Source organism: Pseudomonas sp. AIG (assembly GCF_977020205.1).
On the sequence record NZ_CDROCK010000021.1, the window covers coordinates 21,130 to 40,127 of the forward strand.

Here is an 18,998-nt window from a genome sequence, read left to right on the forward strand (position 1 = left end):
CCGAGCACCTTCAGTTATTAGCCTTGGGCGACCAAGGCATCGACAGGTTCAATAGTATCGTGTCGCACCACCGCGCCGAACTGCTGAACCATCTGCTGGATGAACGGATCGCCGTGAATCGACTCCTCCGCCTCGCGCTGACGGTTGGCACGCCGACGGGACGCGGCCTGGGCCGGGGTTTCTTGCTCGGGCTTGATCAGCTCGATGGTAAGGCCCAGTGTACGACCGTGGAACTGGTTCAACGCATCGTTCAGACGTCGCTGCTGCGTGGCGTTGAACAGAGCGCTGTGCGCCGGGTCGAGGTGCATCAGCCAGTGGTCGCCATCGACCGCGATCAGCGTGCAGTTGGCGGCAATGCTGCCGGTCATGCCGGAGATCGGCAGTTTCGGGAACAGCTCCAGCCATTGCAACGCCAAGCCAGTGGCCGGTGCCGCAGCCGGCTCTGGCTCGGGTTCCGGTTCGGGATCAGCGGCGTGTTCACTGGCCAGTTCATCGAGGTAGCTGTACGCCGAATCCATGTCCGGCTCGATGTAATCCTCGTCCAGCGGCGGTTCGTCGTCCATGTCCATGCCCGGGGTAGCGGCATCGACGTCGGCGACCGACGGCTCGGGAATCGGTGCGGCGGCCCACTCTGGCGCCTCCGGAACGACGCTGTCCGGGGTCGGCAACGGCATCGGCGGCAAATCAGGTTGCTCGGCGGTGGTTTCCAGCACCGGTTCGACGGCAGGTTGCTGCGCGGGTTCGGGCTCTGGCTCCGCCTCGGGCTCTACCGGGTCATTCCACGGCAGGTCGACGACGGCGTCGGCGACGACGGGCGCAGGCTCAGGTTCTGGCGCGGCAACAGGAGCGACCGGCGCGGGCTCGGGAGCCGGTGCTGCCACGGGTGCCGGAGCTGGAGCCGGCGCAACCGCCGCAGCGACTACCGGCGCAGGTTTAGGCGCGGCAGCCACTGAGTTTGCGGAATCAACTGTGGCCTGGCTGATCCCCACTGGCTTTAGCGGTTGCCTCGGGGCGTCCGCCGTATCTGCCGGCCGGAAGGCCAGCATCCGCAGCAAGACCATTTCGAAACCACCGCGCGGGTCCGGCGCCAGCGGCAAATCACGGCGGCCGATCAGGCCCATCTGGTAATAGAACTGCACGTCTTCGGCCGGCAAGGCTTGCGCCAGTGCCAACACGCGATCACGGTCGCCATGCCCGTTGTCGACACCTTCGGGCAGCGCCTGAGCGATGGCCACGCGGTGCAGCACGTTGAGAATTTCCGAGAGCACGCCGTTCCAGTCCGGGCCTTGCTCGGCCAGATGACGCACGGCCTCAAGCAACGCCTTGGCGTCGCCTTCGATCAACGAATGCAACACGTCATAGACCTGACCGTGATCCAGCGTACCGAGCATCGCCCGCACGTCGGTGGCGAGAACCTTGCCCTCACCGAAGGCAATCGCCTGGTCGGTCAGGCTCATGGCATCTCGCATCGAGCCGTCAGCGGCGCGACCGAGCAGCCACAGCGCATCGTCTTCGAACGGCACGTTTTCGGCAGTGAGGACGTGGGTCAAATGCTCGACCACACGCTCGGGCGTCATGTTCTTCAGCGAGAACTGCAGGCAGCGTGACAAAATCGTTGCCGGAAGTTTCTGCGGGTCAGTGGTCGCCAGGATGAACTTGACGTAAGGAGGCGGCTCTTCGAGGGTTTTCAACAGCGCATTGAAGGAATGGCTGGAAAGCATGTGCACTTCGTCGATCAGGTAGACCTTGAAGCGCCCACGGCTCGGGGCGTACTGCACGTTGTCGAGCAGTTCGCGGGTATCTTCGACCTTGGTGCGGCTCGCGGCGTCGATCTCGATCAGGTCGACGAAGCGACCCTCGTCGATTTCCCGACACACCGAGCACTCGCCGCACGGGCTGGAAGTGATACCTGTCTCACAGTTCAGGCATTTGGCAATGATCCGCGCAATCGTGGTTTTACCCACCCCGCGCGTACCGGTGAACAGGTACGCGTGGTGCAGCCGCTGGCTGTCCAAGGCATTGATCAGAGCTTTGAGCACATGGGTCTGGCCGACCATTTCGCGGAACGAGCGCGGACGCCATTTACGTGCAAGAACCTGATAACTCATCGAAAACCGTCGCAGCGAAGGAAGCAGAAGCGGCTAATGCTAGCGGAGCAAGGGCAAAATTGCATCCGGTGTCCTCGTCTAATATGGCTAAGCTGCATCAGCAGAGGCTTTTATCGGCTCGGGATCGGGAATTACCGGAGCGTTTATGCGTTGGGCCTTGGGGGCGTTGCTGGGAATCAGCCTGAATGTGACGGCAGCGGAAACCCCGTTGCGCTTCGCCATGCCTGACAGCTGGGCGATGCCGATGGTGCAATATGAACGCGGGCGACCGACGCAGGGCATTCTTTACGACCTGATGCTCAGCCTGGCCACGCAGGTCGGCGTACCGGCCGAGTTTCACGTGCTGCCCCGCGCACGCGTGCAGAGCGCCATGGAACACGGCGAAATAGATGTGCGCTGCTATGCCGCACAGTCGTGGCTGCCGAATCAGTCGGGGGATTACATCTGGAGTCTGCCGTTGTTCTTCCAGCGCGATCTGTTGATCAGCCGCAAGGATCAACCCGCCAGCGCCGACCCCGCGCTTCTGCCCCGCCAATCCATCGGCACCGTTCTGGGCTACACCTACCCTACCCTGCAACCGCTGTTTGATGCTGATCGACTGCAACGTGAAGATGCGCGCAATCAGGAGCAGGTGTTGGAGAAACTGCTGGCCGGGCGTTATCGCTATGCGGTGAGTAATCAGTGGACGCTGGACTGGTTTAACCAGCGATTGATGCCCGCGCAGCAACTGCAAGGGGTGGCGGTGTTGCAGGAGCAGAAGGTCGGTTGTTATGTGAGGAGTGACCCGAAGGTGCCGGTGCAGCGGATTTTGCGCACGTTGTTGCGGATGAAAATGTCGGGGGAGATTGATGAGATTATCCGGCTATATACCGGGTCCTCCGAAGCCACCCCATAACCCCTGTAGGAGCGAGCCTGCTCGCGATGGCGTCCTGTCCCCAAAAATGAGCTGACTGACACACCGCCATCGCGAGCAGGCTCACTCCTACAGGGGATTTGTGTCGATTTGGCAAATCGCAGGCACAAAAAAACCGCAGTGGGCGAAACCCATGCAGTTCTGGTTGAAGCGTTCGATTGTTCGTTAAGGTGGTAACCCCACCAGCCACACCCCGGCACACAATGTTCCCGCTGTGGCTGCTGCCTTCCGGCTCTGACCAGGTTCACGGGTAATCGTTGCGGGGGGACCGATGGGGTCACCATAACGACGCTTGCCTGTCGGCGAGCCGCGCCATTGTACCTATCTGAGACGAAGTTACAACCGTTGGTTGCAGATTAAAAATATGAACAAGGTCAAAGACATAAAGATCGCAGCCTGCGGCATCGCCTATAGGGCCAACACCTCGTCCGCCCTGCCGCCCGCCTGCTGGATCACCAGATGAATGAAATGCAGTTTGGCAATCGCCGGTGCCGGCAGCACGAACGGGTAGAAATCCGGCTGGCCCATGCTGCGTGACAGCTCATTGAGCATCCCGGCCAGTTCGATCCACGCGTTGACGAACGACAGGAACGCCTCGCCGCCGGGATGCTCGGGGTCATACAACGTGCTGGTCGGAAACGGCTGGTAATCGAAATCCATTTCCCGCGCGCTCATGCCAAAACCCAGCGCTGTGTCCACGGCGTCCATCATGTGCAGGTAATGCGCCCAGGTTTCCGCCCAATCCTCCCAAGGGTGCATCGTCGCGTAAGCGCTGACGTAGTATTGCGGCCAGTCCAGCGGTGCGCCTTGCTGGTAGTGACGGTCCAGCGCCTCGGCATAACTGGCGCGTTCGTCGCCGAACAGGCTGCGGAATGAATCTAGCCAGGGGCCGTTGGCGATCAGGCGATCCCAGTAATAGTGGCCGACCTCGTGGCGAAAATGCCCGAGCAACGTGCGATAGGGTTCATGCATCGCCGCCCGCACCTGCTCGCGGTGGGCGTCGTCGGCTTCTTTGATGTCGAGGGTGATCAGGCCGTTGGCGTGGCCGGTCATCGGCGCATTGCCTTCGAGGTCGACGCCAATGAAATCGAAGGCCAGACCGGTGTCTTCATCCACGGTTTTCGGAATCACCGGCAAGCCGAGGGTGATCAGTTGCGCGACCAGTCGACGCTTGGCGATTTCGACTTTGCGCCAGCGTTCGGGGTTGTCCGGGGCGGACAGGTCGGGAATGGTCCGGTTGAGGCTGCAAGCGATGCACAAGCTGTCGTGGTCATTGGCCGGCAACAGCCAATTGCACGCGGCAGGCGTATCAAGGTTGGCGCAGCGGCGGAACAATCCCGAGTCGGGATCGGCATCGAGCGCCCAGGTGCCTTCGTACGGCCCCGGTTGCAGTGACGTCAGCCGACTTTCTTCCGGCTGATAACCGAGCAAGGCATTGCACGCCAGACACTGGCTGTTGCGAAAGAACAGCGATTGGCCGCAGCGGCACGGCCAGACTTTGCTATTGCGTGAGGATTCGCCCATGAACGGCGCGATGATGCGGGAACTGAGCTGCTCGAAAAAGCGGTGCATGGCGATCTCTCCCTGGGGCTTGCCAAGACTAGATCATTCTTGCAGGTTGATCGTTCCAACGCTCTGCGTGGGAATGCATCCAGTGACGCTCTGCGTCACAGCGGACGCGGAGCGTCCGGCGCGGCATTCCCACGCGGGAGCGTGGGAACGATCATCTTAAACGGCGACGCCGTGAGTTTTGAGGAAGGCGATGAAAGCTTCTTCGTCCATCACTTTCACGCCCAGCTCATTGGCTTTGGTCAGTTTGGAGCCGGCACCGGGGCCTGCGACTACGCAATGAGTCTTCGCCGACACCGAACCCGCGACCTTGGCGCCGAGGCTTTCCAGGTGTTCCTTGGCGACATCCCGGCTCATCAACTCAACCTTGCCCGTCAGCACCCAAGTCTCGCCGGACAGCGGCAAGCCTTCGACGACTTTCTTCTCGCTCTGCCAATGCATGCCAAAATCGCGCAGTTGTTTTTCGGACTCTTCAGCTAACTGACGATGCTCAGGAACAGCAAAAAACTCGCGAACCGAATTGGCCTGCTTCTCCGGCAAAGCCTGACGCATGTCCAGCCAGTCAGCATTCATTACCGCTTCCAGCGAGCCAAACTTGTCCGCCAGTTTCTGCGCGCCACCGGGGCCGACCGAAGGAATGTGCAACTTGTCGAGGAAACCACCGAGCGTGGTGCTGGCGGCAAACTCGGCGCCCAACTCGCCCTGATCCTGAATCTGCAAGCCATGGCCAAGCAACTCGGTAATCACCTGCTGGTTATGCGCATCTTCAAAGAAGCTGTGAATCTCGTGCGCCACTTCCAGACCCACGTCCGGCAGGTAGGTCAGCACTTGCGGCAGCGCCTGCTGCACACGCTCCAGCGAACCCAGCGAGCGCGCCAGCACCTTGGCCGTCTCCTCGCCGACATCGGGAATGCCCAGCGCATAAATGAAGCGCGCCAGCCCCGGTTTCTTGCTGTCCTCGATGGCCGCGAGCAGCTTGTTGCTCGACACCTCGGCGAAACCTTCCAGATCGACAATTTCTTCAAATTTCAGTGCGTACAGATCGGCCGGCGAACTGACCAGACCTTCATCGACCAGTTGCTCGACGCTCTTGTCGCCCAGGCCTTCGATGTCCATCGCGCGGCGCGAGACGAAGTGAATGATTGCCTGCTTCAGTTGCGCGCCACAGGCCAGACGGCCGACGCAGCGGTACACTGCGCCTTCGCTGACGGTTTCCTTGCCTTTGCTGCGCTTGATCAATTGCGTGCGTTCGACATGCGAACCGCACACCGGGCAGTTCTCTGGAATCTGCACCGCGCGCGCGTTTTCCGGGCGGCGATCCATGACCACTTGCACCACTTGCGGAATCACATCACCGGCGCGACGGATGATCACGGTGTCGCCGATCATCAGGCCCAGACGTGCGACTTCATCCATGTTGTGCAACGTGGCGTTGGCCACAGTGACGCCGGCCACCTTGACCGGTTTCAGCCGTGCGACCGGGGTAACAGCGCCGGTGCGACCCACCTGAAATTCAACATCGAGCAGCTCGGTGAGCTCTTCCATCGCCGGGAATTTATGCGCGATCGCCCAACGCGGTTCGCGGGCGCGGAAGCCCAGCTCGCGCTGATCGGCAATGCTGTTGACTTTGAATACCACGCCGTCGATTTCGTAGGTCAGCGAGTTACGCCGCTCGCCGATGTCGCGGTAGTAATCCAGGCACTCGTCGATGCCTTTGGCCAGCTTCAGTTCGTGACTGATCGGCATGCCCCACTTCTGCAACTGCTTGAGGTTGCCGATGTGGGTGTCGGAAATGTCGTGGGAGACCTGACCGATGCCGTAGCAGCAGAATTCCAGCGGACGGTTAGCCGTGATCTTCGAATCGAGCTGACGCAAGCTGCCGGCCGCGGCGTTGCGCGGGTTGGCGAAGGTCTTGCCGCCGATTTCCAGTTGCGAGGCATTAAGGCGCTCGAAACCGGCCTTGGACATGAACACTTCACCGCGAACTTCCAGGGTCGCCGGCCAGCCTTCGCCGTGCAGCTTCAGCGGAATGTTGCGCACGGTGCGCACGTTGACGCTGATGTCTTCGCCAGTAGTGCCGTCGCCGCGTGTGGCGCCGCGTACCAGCACACCGTCCTGATACAGCAGGCTGACCGCCAGGCCATCGAGTTTCGGTTCGCAGCTGTATTCCACCGCCGCACTGCCGCCGAACAGATCGCCGACCGGCATGTCCAGACCTTCGGTGACGCGGCGATCGAACTCGCGCATGTCGCTTTCTTCGAAGGCATTGCCGAGGCTGAGCATCGGCACTTCGTGACGTACCTGAGTGAATGCGGTCAGTGCCACGCTGCCGACGCGCTGGGTCGGCGAGTCGCTGGTGATCAGTTCCGGGTTGGCCGCTTCCAGTGCCTTGAGCTCATGGAACAACCGGTCGTACTCGGCGTCCGGAATGCTCGGCTCGTCGAGGACGTGGTAACGGTAGTTGTGCTGATCGAGTTCAGCGCGTAGCTCAAGAATGCGGTTTTTCGCGGCGGTCATGGGTGTTCTCTCATAAAGCAAAAGAGCAGCCGAGGCTGCTCCAGTTTCATCCTTAAAAGATCGCAGCCTCGTTGCACTCGACAGCTCCTACAGGATCGCGATCCTCTGTAGGAGCTGCCGAAGGTTGCGATCTTTTGATCTTGGCCTTAGCGCTTCTGGGTCAGGGCGCGACGTTCGAACTCGACGATGCGCTGACGGTAGTGCTCGATGGTCTGCGCGGTCAGAACACTGCGCTGGTCATCTTTCAGTTCGCCGTTGAGTTCCTGCGACAGCTTGCGGGCTGCGGCCACCATCACGTCGAAGGCTTGCTTCGGATGACGCGGGCCTGGCAGGCCGAGGAAGAAGCTCACCGCCGGGGTGCTGAAATGGTCGATGTCGTCCAGATCAAAGATGCCCGGCTTGACCGCATTGGCCATGGAGAACAGCACTTCACCGTTGCCGGCCATGCTTTCGTGGCGGTGGAAAATATCCATCTCGCCAAAACGCAGACCGCTTTCGAGAATGTTCTGCAACAGCGCCGGGCCTTTGAAGCCGGCAGCGTCGCGGCAGATCACGCTGATCACCAGCACTTCTTCAGCTTGCGGCTGGTCTTTGTCGACCACCGCCGGCGAAGGCTTGGTGTCTTCGGCGAAATCGTCGTCACGGCTGCTGAAGCTCGGGCCGCCATCCAGATCCAGGTCGAGGTTCAGGTCGCCCTGCGCCGGACCGTTGCTGCCACGCTTGCCACGTTTCGAGCCGGATTCGCGAGGCTCGCGTGCTTCGCGGGCCGGCATGCTCACCGACGGCAGATCGTGTTCGTCCAGCTGTGGTTCTTTATGGTTGTCCAGAACACGGGCCGGGCCCAACAGCTCAGCGCTGGTGTCCTCGTCCGGCAGGTTGGACAGACTTCGGTCAAGACGGAATTTCAGTTTTCCCTTGCCGCCGCGCATACGGCGCCAGCCATCGAAAAGAATACCGGCTATCACAATGATGCCGATGACGATCAGCCACTCGCGCAGACCGATTTCCATGTAATCCCGTGCCTCTATAAAAAATGCTGATAAATAAGGGGTTTACATTGTGCAAACCGCTTTAAAACGTGGCGCCAACTCTATGTTCTGACAGGCGTTTTGCCCACGTATACGAAAAATTGACATTAAACTAGCACGACCAAAGACAACTTTACACCGTCTGTCTCATTTGGCTTGCGCGAATATGTCGATTGGCCAGCAAGTCGCAGTTGGTAAAAAAGTCCTACAACCCTTAATTACCTTTTCCGACACCACGCTGACTCAGGCGTCCACCATCGCCATCGCCTCCTCGACATCCACGGCCACCAGTCGCGAACAACCCGGTTCATGCATCGTTACGCCCATCAACTGCTCGGCCATTTCCATGGCGATCTTGTTGTGGGTGATATAGATGAACTGCACGGTCTGCGACATCTCTTTGACCAAGCGTGCGTAGCGTCCAACGTTAGCGTCATCCAGTGGCGCGTCAACCTCATCGAGCATGCAGAACGGCGCCGGGTTCAATTTGAAGATGGCAAAAACCAGTGCCAGTGCGGTCAGGGCTTTCTCCCCGCCGGAAAGCAAATGGATGGTGCTGTTCTTCTTCCCTGGCGGTTGCGCCATGATCGTTACCCCTGTATCGAGTAGATCTTCGCCCGTCAGTTCCAAATACGCGCGCCCGCCACCGAAAACTTTTGGAAAAAGTGCCTGTAAACCGCCATTGATCTGATCAAAGGTATCTTTGAAGCGATTACGCGTTTCCTTGTCGATCTTGCGGATTACGTTTTCAAGCGTTTCCAGTGCCTCGACCAGATCGGCGTCCTGCGCATCCAGATAACGCTTGCGCTCGGACTGTTGCGTGTATTCGTCGATGGCCGCGAGGTTGATCGCGCCCAGACGCTGAATCCGCGCGTTGATGCGTTCAAGTTCTTCTTCGGCTTCGCGTTCACTGGCTTGCGCCGTCAATGTCGCGAGCACGCCGTTGAGATCGTAGCCGTCTTCCAGCAACTGATCCTGCAAAGCCTTGCGGCGCACGGTCAGGGCTTGCCATTCCATGCGCTGCTGTTCGAGCTGGCCACGAATCAATTGTGATTGCTGCTCGGCCTGGGTCCGGCGTTTTTCTGCATCGCGCAGTTCGCGGTCGGCATCTTCCAAAGCGATCTGCGCGGTCTTGAGTTCTTCGTCGACGGTCATGCGCTTGTCGAGCAGTTCTTCGAGTTTCAGGCGCAGCTCTTCCAGCGGTGCCTCGCCCTCCTCCAGGTTCAGACTCAACTGTTCGCGTTTTTCGGTGAGGCGCTCGGCCTGCATTTCCAGACGTTCCAGCGCCTGGCGCGTGGAGTCGTGCTGCGCACGCAACGAGCCGAGACGCACGGCCAATTGATGCGCGTGATCCTTGTGTTGGCGCGCTTCCTGACGCACGCGATCGAGGCGTTCGCGCAGGCTGTCGCGCTGGGCCAGCAGCAACTCGCGCTGTTCGGTGTCCAGCGCCATGGCATCCAGCGCTTCCTGCAATTGCATGCGCGCTTCGCCGACTTGTTCGTGCTCGAGTTCGCGCTGTTCGCCGAGTTCAACCAGCTCTTCGTCGAGACGTGTGCGGCGCAAAGTCAGCTGTTCGGCCTTGGCTTTACCGGCGGACAGCTGTGCTTTCAATTCGCCTTGCTGACGCGCTTCGTCTTGCAGCAAACGGCGCAAATGTTCGCGGCCGTTTTCCTGCTGACGCTGTTGTGCGCGCAGGGTTTGCAAGCGGGTTTCCATGGCCTCGACCGTGGCTTCTTTTTCTTCGCGCTCAAGGTGCAGCGCTTCGATTTCCTGACCCCGGGCGAGCATGCCGCTTTCTGCTTCGCTGGCGCGTCGTACACGTAAAAAGTGCCTACCGACCCAGTAACCGTCGCGACTGATCAGGCTCTCGCCAGCGCTCAACTGCCCGCGCAAGGCCAAGGCCTGCTCAAGGCTGTCGACCGGTTTGACCTGACCGAGCCACGGCGACAGATCGATCTGCGCGTCGACTTTATCCAGCAAGCTGCCGGCGACGCGCACGCCATCGCTGGCCGGGCTGAGCAGACGCAGATCGCCCTGAGTAAAACCGGACAAATCAAAGCCGCTGAAATCGTCGACCAGCACCGCTTGCAGATCGGCGCCAAGGACGGTCTCTACCGCCAGCTCCCAACCGGCCTGGACCTTCAGGCCTTCGGCCAGACGCGGGCGCTCGGCGAGGTGGTGTTCCTTCAGCCATTCGGCGGTGCCGGTGCCTGGGTCGAGCGCGGCTTGCTGCAAGGCTTCGAGGGACGCAAGGCGACCGTTGAGGCGCTGCAAATCGCCCTGCGCCTGTTGCTGCGCGGTCAGCGCTTGCTGCAATTCCTGGCGCAGTTGTTCAAGCTTTTCGACCTGCGCTTCTTCGCTGGTCTGCAAATCTTCAAGCGTCGCTTCGGACTCGGCGAGCTGCTCGTTGAGTTCCATGATCGCCGCGTCTTCCGGGTCAGCCGAGAGCAACGCGCGCTCTTCGCCGAGGCGCTTTTGCCGGTCAGCGAGGCGCTCCATGCTGGTTTCCAGCTGCTGAATACGCGACTGCTGCACTTCGGCCTGACGGCGCGGTTCGGCGGCGGTCAGGTTGAAGGCGTCCCACTGTTCCTGCCAGCCGTGCATGACCGACTCAGAATCTTCCAGCGCCGCAGCGGCCTCTTCGGCAGCAGCGCTGGTGACTTCCTGCTCGGGGGTGAGCATGTCCAGCTCTTCGCCGAGGGTCAGCAGCAAGGTGCGGTCGTGACCCAGGTGCGATTCGGTTTCCAGACGCGCGCGTTCGGCTTCTTTCAGATCGTCCTGCAACTGCCGCAGACGTTGCTGGCCATGCTGGATACTTTGCTCGACCCGGGCGATGTCGCCGCCGACCGAATAGAAGCGCCCCTGCACCAGATTGAAGCGTTCGGACAGGTCATGGTGACCGTCGCGCAGGCGTTCGATGGCCGCGTCAGCATTTCGCTGCTCGGCGACCAGTGCTTCGAAACTGACTTCCTGAGTGCCGATGATCGACTCGCGCTGGCCGACCTGATCATTCAGATCCTGCCAGCGCAGGGCCGACAGTTGCGCCTTGAGCTGACGTTCTTCGGCTTTGAATTCCTGATATTTCTTGGCGGCCTCGGCCTGGCGGTGCAGGCGTTCGAGCTGACGTTCCAGCTCATCGCGCAGGTCAGTCAGACGCGCGAGGTTTTCGTGGGTGCGGCGGATACGGTTTTCGGTTTCGCGGCGGCGCTCTTTATATTTCGAGATGCCGGCCGCTTCTTCGATGAAGTTACGCAGGTCTTCGGGCTTGGACTCGATCAGCTTGGAGATCATCCCCTGCTCGATGATCGAATAGCTGCGCGGGCCGAGACCGGTGCCGAGGAAGATATCGGTGATGTCGCGGCGACGGCATTTGGTGCCGTTGAGGTAATACGTGGTCTGGCTGTCGCGGGTGACTTTGCGGCGAATGGAAATTTCCGCGTAGGCCGCGTATTCGCCCAGCAGCGTGCCGTCGGAGTTATCGAAGACCAGCTCGATGCTGGCCTGACTCACCGGTTTGCGGCTGGTCGAGCCGTTGAAGATGACGTCGGTCATCGACTCGCCACGCAGGTTCTTCGCCGAACTTTCGCCCATCACCCAGCGGACGGCGTCGATGATGTTCGACTTGCCGCAACCGTTCGGCCCGACGACCGCCGCCATGTTACTGGGGAAGTTCACCGTGGTCGGGTCGACGAAGGATTTGAATCCCGCCAGTTTGATGCACTTGAGCCGCACGCTTAGGCAACCGTCAGGGCGGAAACCACCAGATCGCAGCTGCGCTGGGCGTAAGCCGTCAGCACGATGCGGATCTGCGGCAAATCACGGGCGAGCACAGCGGCCAGCAAGCGTTCGAACAGTTCGAGGAACTCGCTCATTGAGGCCTTGCGCTGTTCGAGGGCGAGGAAATACGCACGGCTCATCGCCGGCTGCAGGTTCTCGACGGTTTCTTGCAGGTACGGGTTGTTGGCGAACGGATAGGCGGCGCGCATCACGCTGAAGCTGTCGTCGACGAAGCTGCGGATGTCCTGACGCTCGTAGCTGGCGGTCAGGCGCTGCTGAATCTGCACGAACGGCGCCATGTCCGACTGCACTTGCCAGCCGTTGGCCACCGAATTGCCGAGCAGGATGTACAGCTCGCTCATCAGCGTGCACAGGCTCTGCACCTTGTGCGGCGTCAGCTCGGTGACGTGCGCGCCACGGCGCGGCAGGATCGCGATCAGGTGACGGCGTTCGAGGATCAGCAAGGCTTCGCGGACCGAGCCGCGGCTGACATTGAGGGCCAGCGTGACCTTCTGTTCCTGGATGCGCTCTCCCGGCTTCATTTCGCCACGAATGATGCGTTCGGCGAGGTGGTGAGCGATTTGCTCGGCGAGGCTGTCCGGCGCCTTGAACGTCATGGTTGTCCTTCAAACTCTATCGATCTGCACAAGCGGCGCAGTGTAGCGCAAATGCACGGTCATGGCGGAGTGCCCACTCAGCGGTTTTTGGCACGAATCCCGCAGTTTTCTTTAGAAAACCAAACAAAAAACCAGGGCGACCGATGAGGGTCAATACTGAATAGACACGTTGTTGATCGACGAAATGCTTTTTCCTGACCTTTAAGTCAGAAAACCATTGACCGAAAAGTCAGACCTGCTAAATTCGGCTCAAGTCGGTTAACAACAATAATGAGTCTGCGAGGCCTTCCGTGATCCAGTTTTTACTTAACCAGGAACTCCGTAGCGAGCACGCCCTGGACCCGAATCTGACTGTGCTCAATTACCTGCGTGAACACGTCGGTAAATCGGGCACCAAAGAAGGTTGCGCCAGCGGTGACTGCGGCGCCTGCACCGTAGTGGTCGGTGAGTTGCAAACGGATGACGCTGGCCGCGAACACATTCGCTATCGCAGCCTCAACTCGTGCCTGACCTTTGTTTCGTCGCTGCACGGCAAACAATTGATCAGCGTCGAAGACCTCAAGCACAAAGGCGAACTGCACAGCGTGCAGAAAGCCATGGTCGAGTGCCACGGCTCGCAATGCGGTTTCTGCACCCCCGGTTTCGTCATGTCGCTGTTCGCCCTGCAAAAGAACAGCGATGCACCGGATCACGCCAAGGCTCACGAAGCACTGGCCGGTAACCTCTGCCGCTGCACCGGCTACCGCCCTATTCTGGCGGCTGCCGAGCAATCGTGCTGCGGCAAGCAACCGGATCAGTTCGATGCCCGCGAAGCGCAAACCATCGCGCGCCTCAAAGCCATCGCACCGACCGATATCGGCGAACTCAATAGCGGCGACAAGCGCTGCCTGGTACCGCTGACCGTCGCCGATCTGGCCGACCTCTACGATGCTTATCCACAAGCACGTCTGCTCGCCGGCGGTACCGATCTGGCGCTGGAAGTCACTCAATTCCACCGCACCCTGCCGGTGATGATTTACGTCGGCAACGTCGCGGAAATGAAGCGCATCGAAACCTTCGATGACCGCATCGAAATCGGCGCCGCCACCGCCCTCTCCGACTGCTATGAAGCGTTGAACGCCGAGTACCCGGACTTCGGCGAACTGCTGCACCGCTTCGCCTCGCTGCAAATCCGCAACCAGGGCACCCTCGGCGGCAACATCGGCAACGCCTCGCCGATCGGTGACTCGCCGCCGCTGCTGATCGCCCTCGGCGCGCAGGTGGTGCTGTGCAAAGGCGAAACCCGCCGCACCCTGAACCTCGACGATTACTTCATCGATTACAAAGTCACGGCCCGTCAGGAAAGTGAATTCATCGAGAAGATCATCGTGCCGCGCGCCACGGCAGAACAGCTGTTCCGTGCCTACAAAGTCTCCAAGCGTCTGGACGACGACATCTCCGCCGTCTGCGCCGCGTTCAATCTGCGTGTGGAAAACGGCGTGATCACCGATGCGCGCATGGCGTTCGGCGGCATGGCTGCGATCCCGAAACGCGCCGCCCACTGTGAAGCTGCGCTGATCGGCGCTCCGTTCAGCAACGCCGTGGTCGAACGCGCCTGCGCCGCCCTGGCGGAAGATTTCACCCCACTCTCGGACTTCCGCGCCAGCAAGGAATATCGCCTGCTCAGCGCGCAGAACCTGCTGCGCAAATACTTCATCGAACTGCAAACACCGCACATCGAGACTCGGGTGACCGCTTATGTCTAACCATCACGGCGTAGAAAAAACCCAGGCTGAACTGGCTGAACTGTTCGCCAAGGACCTGACCTCCGGTGTCGGTCGCAGCGTCAAGCACGACAGCGCCGCCAAGCATGTGTCCGGTGAAGCGCAGTACATCGATGACCGCCTGGAATTTCCGAATCAGCTGCACCTGTATGCACGCATGTCGGACCGTGCCCACGCGAAGATCATCAGCATCGACACTTCGCCGTGCTACGCCTTCGAAGGCGTGCGCATCGCGATCACACACGAAGACGTGCCGGGCCTGAAAGACATCGGCCCGTTGATGCCGGGCGATCCGCTGCTGGCCATCGATGACGTGCAGTTCGTCGGTCAACCGGTGCTAGCCGTGGCCGCGAAGGATCTGGAAACCGCGCGCAAAGCGGCGATGGCCGCGATCATCGAATACGAAGATCTCGAGCCGGTGCTCGACGTGGTCGAAGCCCTGCGCAAACGCCACTTCGTCCTCGACAGCCACACCCACCAGCGCGGCGATTCGGTTTCTGCGCTGGCAACCGCTGAACACCGCATCCAAGGCACGCTGCACATCGGCGGCCAAGAGCACTTCTACCTGGAGACGCAAATCTCCTCGGTAATGCCCACCGAAGACGGCGGCATGATCGTTTACTGCTCGACGCAGAACCCGACCGAAGTGCAAAAACTGGTCGCCGAAGTGCTCGACGTGTCGATGAACAAAATCGTCGTCGACATGCGCCGCATGGGCGGTGGTTTCGGTGGCAAGGAAACTCAGGCCGCCAGCCCGGCATGCCTGTGCGCCGTGGTTGCGCACCTCACCGGTCAGCCGACCAAGATGCGCCTGCCGCGCGTCGAAGACATGCTGATGACCGGCAAGCGCCACCCGTTCTACGTCGAATACGACGTCGGCTTCGACAGCACCGGGCGCCTGCACGGGATCAATATGGATCTGGCCGGCAACTGCGGCTGCTCGCCGGACTTGTCCGCGTCGATCGTTGACCGCGCGATGTTCCACTCGGACAACTCGTACTACCTGGGCGACGCGACCATCAACGGTCACCGCTGCAAGACCAACACCGCGTCGAACACCGCTTACCGTGGTTTCGGTGGCCCGCAAGGCATGGTCGCTATCGAAGAAGTGATGGACGCGATAGCCCGTCACCTGCACCTCGATCCGCTGGCTGTGCGCAAGGCCAACTACTACGGCAAGACCGAGCGCAACGTCACCCATTACTACCAGACCGTCGAGCACAACATGCTCGAGGAAATGACCGCCGAACTGGAACAAAGCAGTCAGTATCACGAACGTCGCGAAGCGATCCGTCGCTACAACGCCAACAGCCCGATCCTGAAAAAAGGCCTGGCGCTGACCCCGGTGAAATTCGGTATTTCCTTCACCGCGAGCTTCTTGAACCAGGCAGGCGCCTTGATCCACATCTACACCGACGGCAGCATCCACCTGAACCACGGCGGCACGGAAATGGGTCAGGGCCTGAACACCAAAGTTGCGCAGGTCGTGGCCGAAGTGTTCCAGGTGGAAATCGATCGCGTACAGATCACCGCGACCAACACCGATAAGGTGCCGAACACCTCGCCGACCGCGGCGTCCAGCGGCGCTGACCTGAACGGTAAAGCGGCGCAGAACGCGGCGGAAATCATCAAGAAACGTCTGGTCGAATTCGCTGCGCGTCACTTCAAAGTCACTGAAGAAGACGTCGAATTCCACAACGGCCACGTGCGTGTTCGCGACCACATCCTGACCTTTGAAGCGCTGATCCAGCAGGCGTATTTCAATCAGGTGTCGCTGTCGAGCACCGGCTTCTACAAGACCCCGAAAATCTACTACGACCGCAGCCAGGCCCGTGGCCGTCCGTTCTACTACTTTGCCTTCGGCGCGGCGTGCTGCGAAGTCATCGTCGACACCCTGACCGGCGAGTACAAGATGCTGCGTACCGACATTCTTCACGACGTCGGCGCCTCGCTGAACCCGTCCATCGACATCGGTCAGGTCGAGGGTGGGTTTATTCAGGGCATGGGCTGGCTGACCATGGAAGAGCTGGTCTGGAACAACAAGGGCAAGCTGATGACCAACGGCCCGGCCAGCTACAAGATCCCGGCGGTGGCGGACATGCCGCTCGACCTGCGGGTGAAGCTGGTGGAAAACCGCAAGAACCCGGAAGACACGGTGTTCCATTCCAAGGCGGTCGGTGAACCGCCGTTCATGCTCGGGATTGCGTCGTGGTGTGCGATCAAGGATGCGGTGGCGAGCCTCGGTGATTACAAGCATCAGCCGCAGATCGATGCGCCGGCAACGCCGGAGCGGGTGTTGTGGGGTTGTGAGCAGATGCGTCAGTTGAAAGCGGTGAAAGCCGTCGAAGCTGAAACCGCGGTTGTTTGATGATCGTTCCCACGCTCTGCGTGGGAATGCAGCCCGCGACGCTCTGCGTCGCATCCTGAACAGCGGACGCGGAGCGTCCAGTGATGCATTCCCACGCAGAGCGTGGGAACGATCTGAGAGGTGTGTATGTACAACTGGATCGACGCCCTCGCCGACCTGCAGAATCAGGGCGAACCCTGTGTGCTGGTGACGATCATCGAAGAACTCGGCTCGACGCCACGCAACGCCGGCTCGAAAATGGTCATCAGTGCCCACCAGAGTTTCGACACCATCGGTGGCGGGCATCTGGAATACAAAGCCATGCAGATCGCCCGCGAGATGCTCGCCAGCGGTAAGCAGGACACCCATCTGGAGCGCTTCAGCCTCGGCGCCAGCCTGGGCCAGTGCTGCGGCGGCGCCACCGTGTTGCTGTTCGAACCGATGGGCCAGGTGCAGGCGCAGATCGCTGTGTTCGGTGCCGGTCACGTCGGCCGCGCCTTGGTGCCGCTGCTCGCCAGCCTGCCCTGCCGGGTGCGCTGGATCGACTCGCGCGAGGCCGAATTCCCCGAACAGATCCCCCACGGCGTGCGTAAAATCGTCGCCGAAGAGCCTGTGGACGAAATCGATGAGCTGCCCGCCGGCAGTTATTGCATCGTCATGACCCACAACCATCAGCTCGATCTGGAACTCACTGCCGCGATCCTCAAGCGCAACGACTTCGCCTACTTCGGCCTGATCGGTTCGAAGACCAAACGCGCGAAGTTCGAACACCGTCTGCGTGATCGCGGCTTCGACAGCGGCGTCGTGCAACGCATGCGCTGCCCGATGGGCATCGGCGAAGTCAAAGGCAAACTGCCTGTGGAAATCGCCATCTCCATCGCCGGCGAAATCATCGCCACCTATAACGCCAACTTCGGCCAGCAGACTGCCAGCGCCGAACCGATTGCCAAACTGCTGCCGGTTTCGCGGCGCAGTCAGGCGACCAAACTCAAAGCCTCAAACTGATTAGAGAACCCTCATGCCTCTGACTCGCAAAGCCTACCGCGCCGCCATCCTGCACAGCATCGCCGATCCCGCCGAAGTCGGGATCGAAGCCTCCTACGAATATTTCGAGGATGGCCTGCTGGTGGTCGATGGCGGCAAGATCAGCGCCCTTGGCCACGCCAGTGATTTGCTGCCGACCCTGCCGGCGGACATCGAAATCGAGCACTACAAAGACGCGCTGATCACCCCGGGCTTCATCGACACGCACATTCACCTGCCGCAAACCGGCATGGTCGGCGCCTACGGCGAACAACTGCTCGACTGGCTGAACACCTACACCTTCCCGTGCGAAAGCCAGTTCGGTGACAAGGCCCACGCTGACGACGTCGCTGATATCTTCATCAAGGAACTGCTGCGCAACGGCACCACCACCGCGCTGGTGTTCGGCAGCGTGCACCCGCAGTCGGTGAACTCGTTCTTCGAAGCGGCCGAGAAGCTCGACCTGCGGATGATCGCCGGCAAGGTGATGATGGACCGCAACGCGCCGGACTATCTGACCGACACCGCCGAATCCAGCTACGTCGACAGCAAAGCGCTGATCGAGCGCTGGCACGGCAAGGGCCGCCTGCACTACGCGGTCACCCCGCGTTTCGCACCGACCAGTACGCCGGAACAACTGACCCTCGCCGGGCAACTGCTGACCGAATACCCGGATCTGTACATGCAGACCCACATCAGCGAGAACCTCAAGGAAATCGAGTGGGTCAAGGAACTGTTCCCGGAGCGCAAAGGCTACCTCGACGTTTACGATCACTACAAATTGCTCGGCGAGCGCTCGGTGTTTGCTCACGGCGTGCATCTGTGCGACGACGAATGCGCGCGTCTGGCAGAAACCGGTTCGGCGATCTCGTTCTGCCCGACCTCGAACTTCTTCCTCGGTAGCGGCTTGTTCAATTTGCCGATGGCCGAGAAGCACAAACTCAATGTCGGCCTGGGCACTGACGTCGGTGGCGGCACCAGTTTCTCGCTGCTGCAGACGCTGAACGAAGCGTACAAAGTGATGCAACTGCAAGGGGCACGACTGAGCCCGTTCAAGTCGCTGTACCTGGCGACACTGGGTGGCTCACGCGCGCTGCGCCTGGAGGACAAGATCGGTAACCTGCAACCGGGTTCTGATGCTGACTTCCTGGTGCTGGATTACAACGCTACGCCGCTGTTGAGTTATCGCCTGAAGCAGGCCAACAACATTGCCGAGACGCTGTTTGTGTTGATGACGCTGGGGGATGACCGCACGGTGCAGCAGACGTATGCGGCGGGTGCGCTGGTGCATCAGCGCTAATTTCCCCCCGCCCTATGATCGTTCCCACGCTCTGCG

The 18,998-nt window shown here is 60.6% G+C and carries 11 protein-coding genes and 1 other RNA gene; 5 read left to right on the top strand and 7 right to left on the bottom strand.

Annotated elements, in window-relative coordinates; translation table 11 throughout:
* Window positions 1-17 precede the first annotated feature (17 nt).
* On the bottom strand, window positions 18-2,108 hold the full coding sequence (gene dnaX, locus ACWR1S_RS13980) for a DNA polymerase III subunit gamma/tau (RefSeq protein WP_454563911.1): 2,091 nt from the start codon (window positions 2,106-2,108) through the stop codon (window positions 18-20).
* A 145-nt stretch (window positions 2,109-2,253) separates the two neighbouring features.
* Here dnaX and ACWR1S_RS13985 point away from each other — a divergent pair, with 145 nt between their 5' ends.
* Window positions 2,254-3,003 (top strand): substrate-binding periplasmic protein, encoded by a 750-nt coding sequence (locus ACWR1S_RS13985; RefSeq protein WP_454563912.1) that lies wholly within the window; start codon window positions 2,254-2,256, stop codon window positions 3,001-3,003.
* 195 nt (window positions 3,004-3,198) lie between these two features.
* Here ACWR1S_RS13985 and ffs read toward each other — a convergent pair.
* From ffs to ACWR1S_RS14015, 6 genes are all read right to left on the bottom strand, one after another.
* An RNA gene (ffs, locus tag ACWR1S_RS13990) (signal recognition particle sRNA small type) lies at window positions 3,199-3,295 on the bottom strand.
* 134 nt (window positions 3,296-3,429) lie between these two features.
* Entirely contained in the window at window positions 3,430-4,593 is a 1,164-nt protein-coding gene (locus ACWR1S_RS13995; RefSeq protein WP_454563913.1) for a zinc-binding metallopeptidase family protein, read from the bottom strand.
* 156 nt (window positions 4,594-4,749) lie between these two features.
* On the bottom strand, window positions 4,750-7,107 hold the full coding sequence (gene ligA / locus ACWR1S_RS14000; protein ID WP_454563914.1) for an NAD-dependent DNA ligase LigA: 2,358 nt from the start codon (window positions 7,105-7,107) through the stop codon (window positions 4,750-4,752).
* Between the two features lie 146 nt (window positions 7,108-7,253).
* On the bottom strand, window positions 7,254-8,117 hold the full coding sequence (gene zipA, locus ACWR1S_RS14005) for a cell division protein ZipA (RefSeq protein WP_007916269.1): 864 nt from the start codon (window positions 8,115-8,117) through the stop codon (window positions 7,254-7,256).
* A gap of 261 nt (window positions 8,118-8,378) precedes the next feature.
* Window positions 8,379-11,867, bottom strand: coding sequence for a chromosome segregation protein SMC (gene smc, locus ACWR1S_RS14010; protein ID WP_454563915.1), 3,489 nt, complete (start codon window positions 11,865-11,867; stop codon window positions 8,379-8,381).
* Between the two features lie 2 nt (window positions 11,868-11,869).
* The gene (locus tag ACWR1S_RS14015; RefSeq protein WP_038365421.1) at window positions 11,870-12,529 is read right to left on the bottom strand and encodes a GntR family transcriptional regulator; all 660 of its coding nucleotides are present in this window, start codon (window positions 12,527-12,529) and stop codon (window positions 11,870-11,872) included.
* Between the two features lie 290 nt (window positions 12,530-12,819).
* Here ACWR1S_RS14015 and xdhA point away from each other — a divergent pair, with 290 nt between their 5' ends.
* The 4 genes from xdhA (at window position 12,820) to guaD (ending at window position 18,962) form a co-directional block, all read left to right on the top strand.
* Complete coding sequence (gene xdhA, locus ACWR1S_RS14020; protein WP_454563916.1) at window positions 12,820-14,274, top strand: xanthine dehydrogenase small subunit; 1,455 nt, start codon at window positions 12,820-12,822, stop codon at window positions 14,272-14,274.
* Window positions 14,267-16,660 (top strand): xanthine dehydrogenase molybdopterin binding subunit, encoded by a 2,394-nt coding sequence (xdhB, locus tag ACWR1S_RS14025; RefSeq protein WP_454563917.1) that lies wholly within the window; start codon window positions 14,267-14,269, stop codon window positions 16,658-16,660. The genes xdhA and xdhB overlap by 8 nt, the downstream gene beginning before the upstream one ends.
* Window positions 16,661-16,786: 126 nt before the next feature.
* Entirely contained in the window at window positions 16,787-17,644 is an 858-nt protein-coding gene (gene xdhC / locus ACWR1S_RS14030; protein ID WP_454563918.1) for a xanthine dehydrogenase accessory protein XdhC, read from the top strand.
* Between the two features lie 13 nt (window positions 17,645-17,657).
* Complete coding sequence (guaD, locus tag ACWR1S_RS14035) at window positions 17,658-18,962, top strand: guanine deaminase (protein WP_454563919.1); 1,305 nt, start codon at window positions 17,658-17,660, stop codon at window positions 18,960-18,962.
* Window positions 18,963-18,998 lie beyond the last annotated feature (36 nt).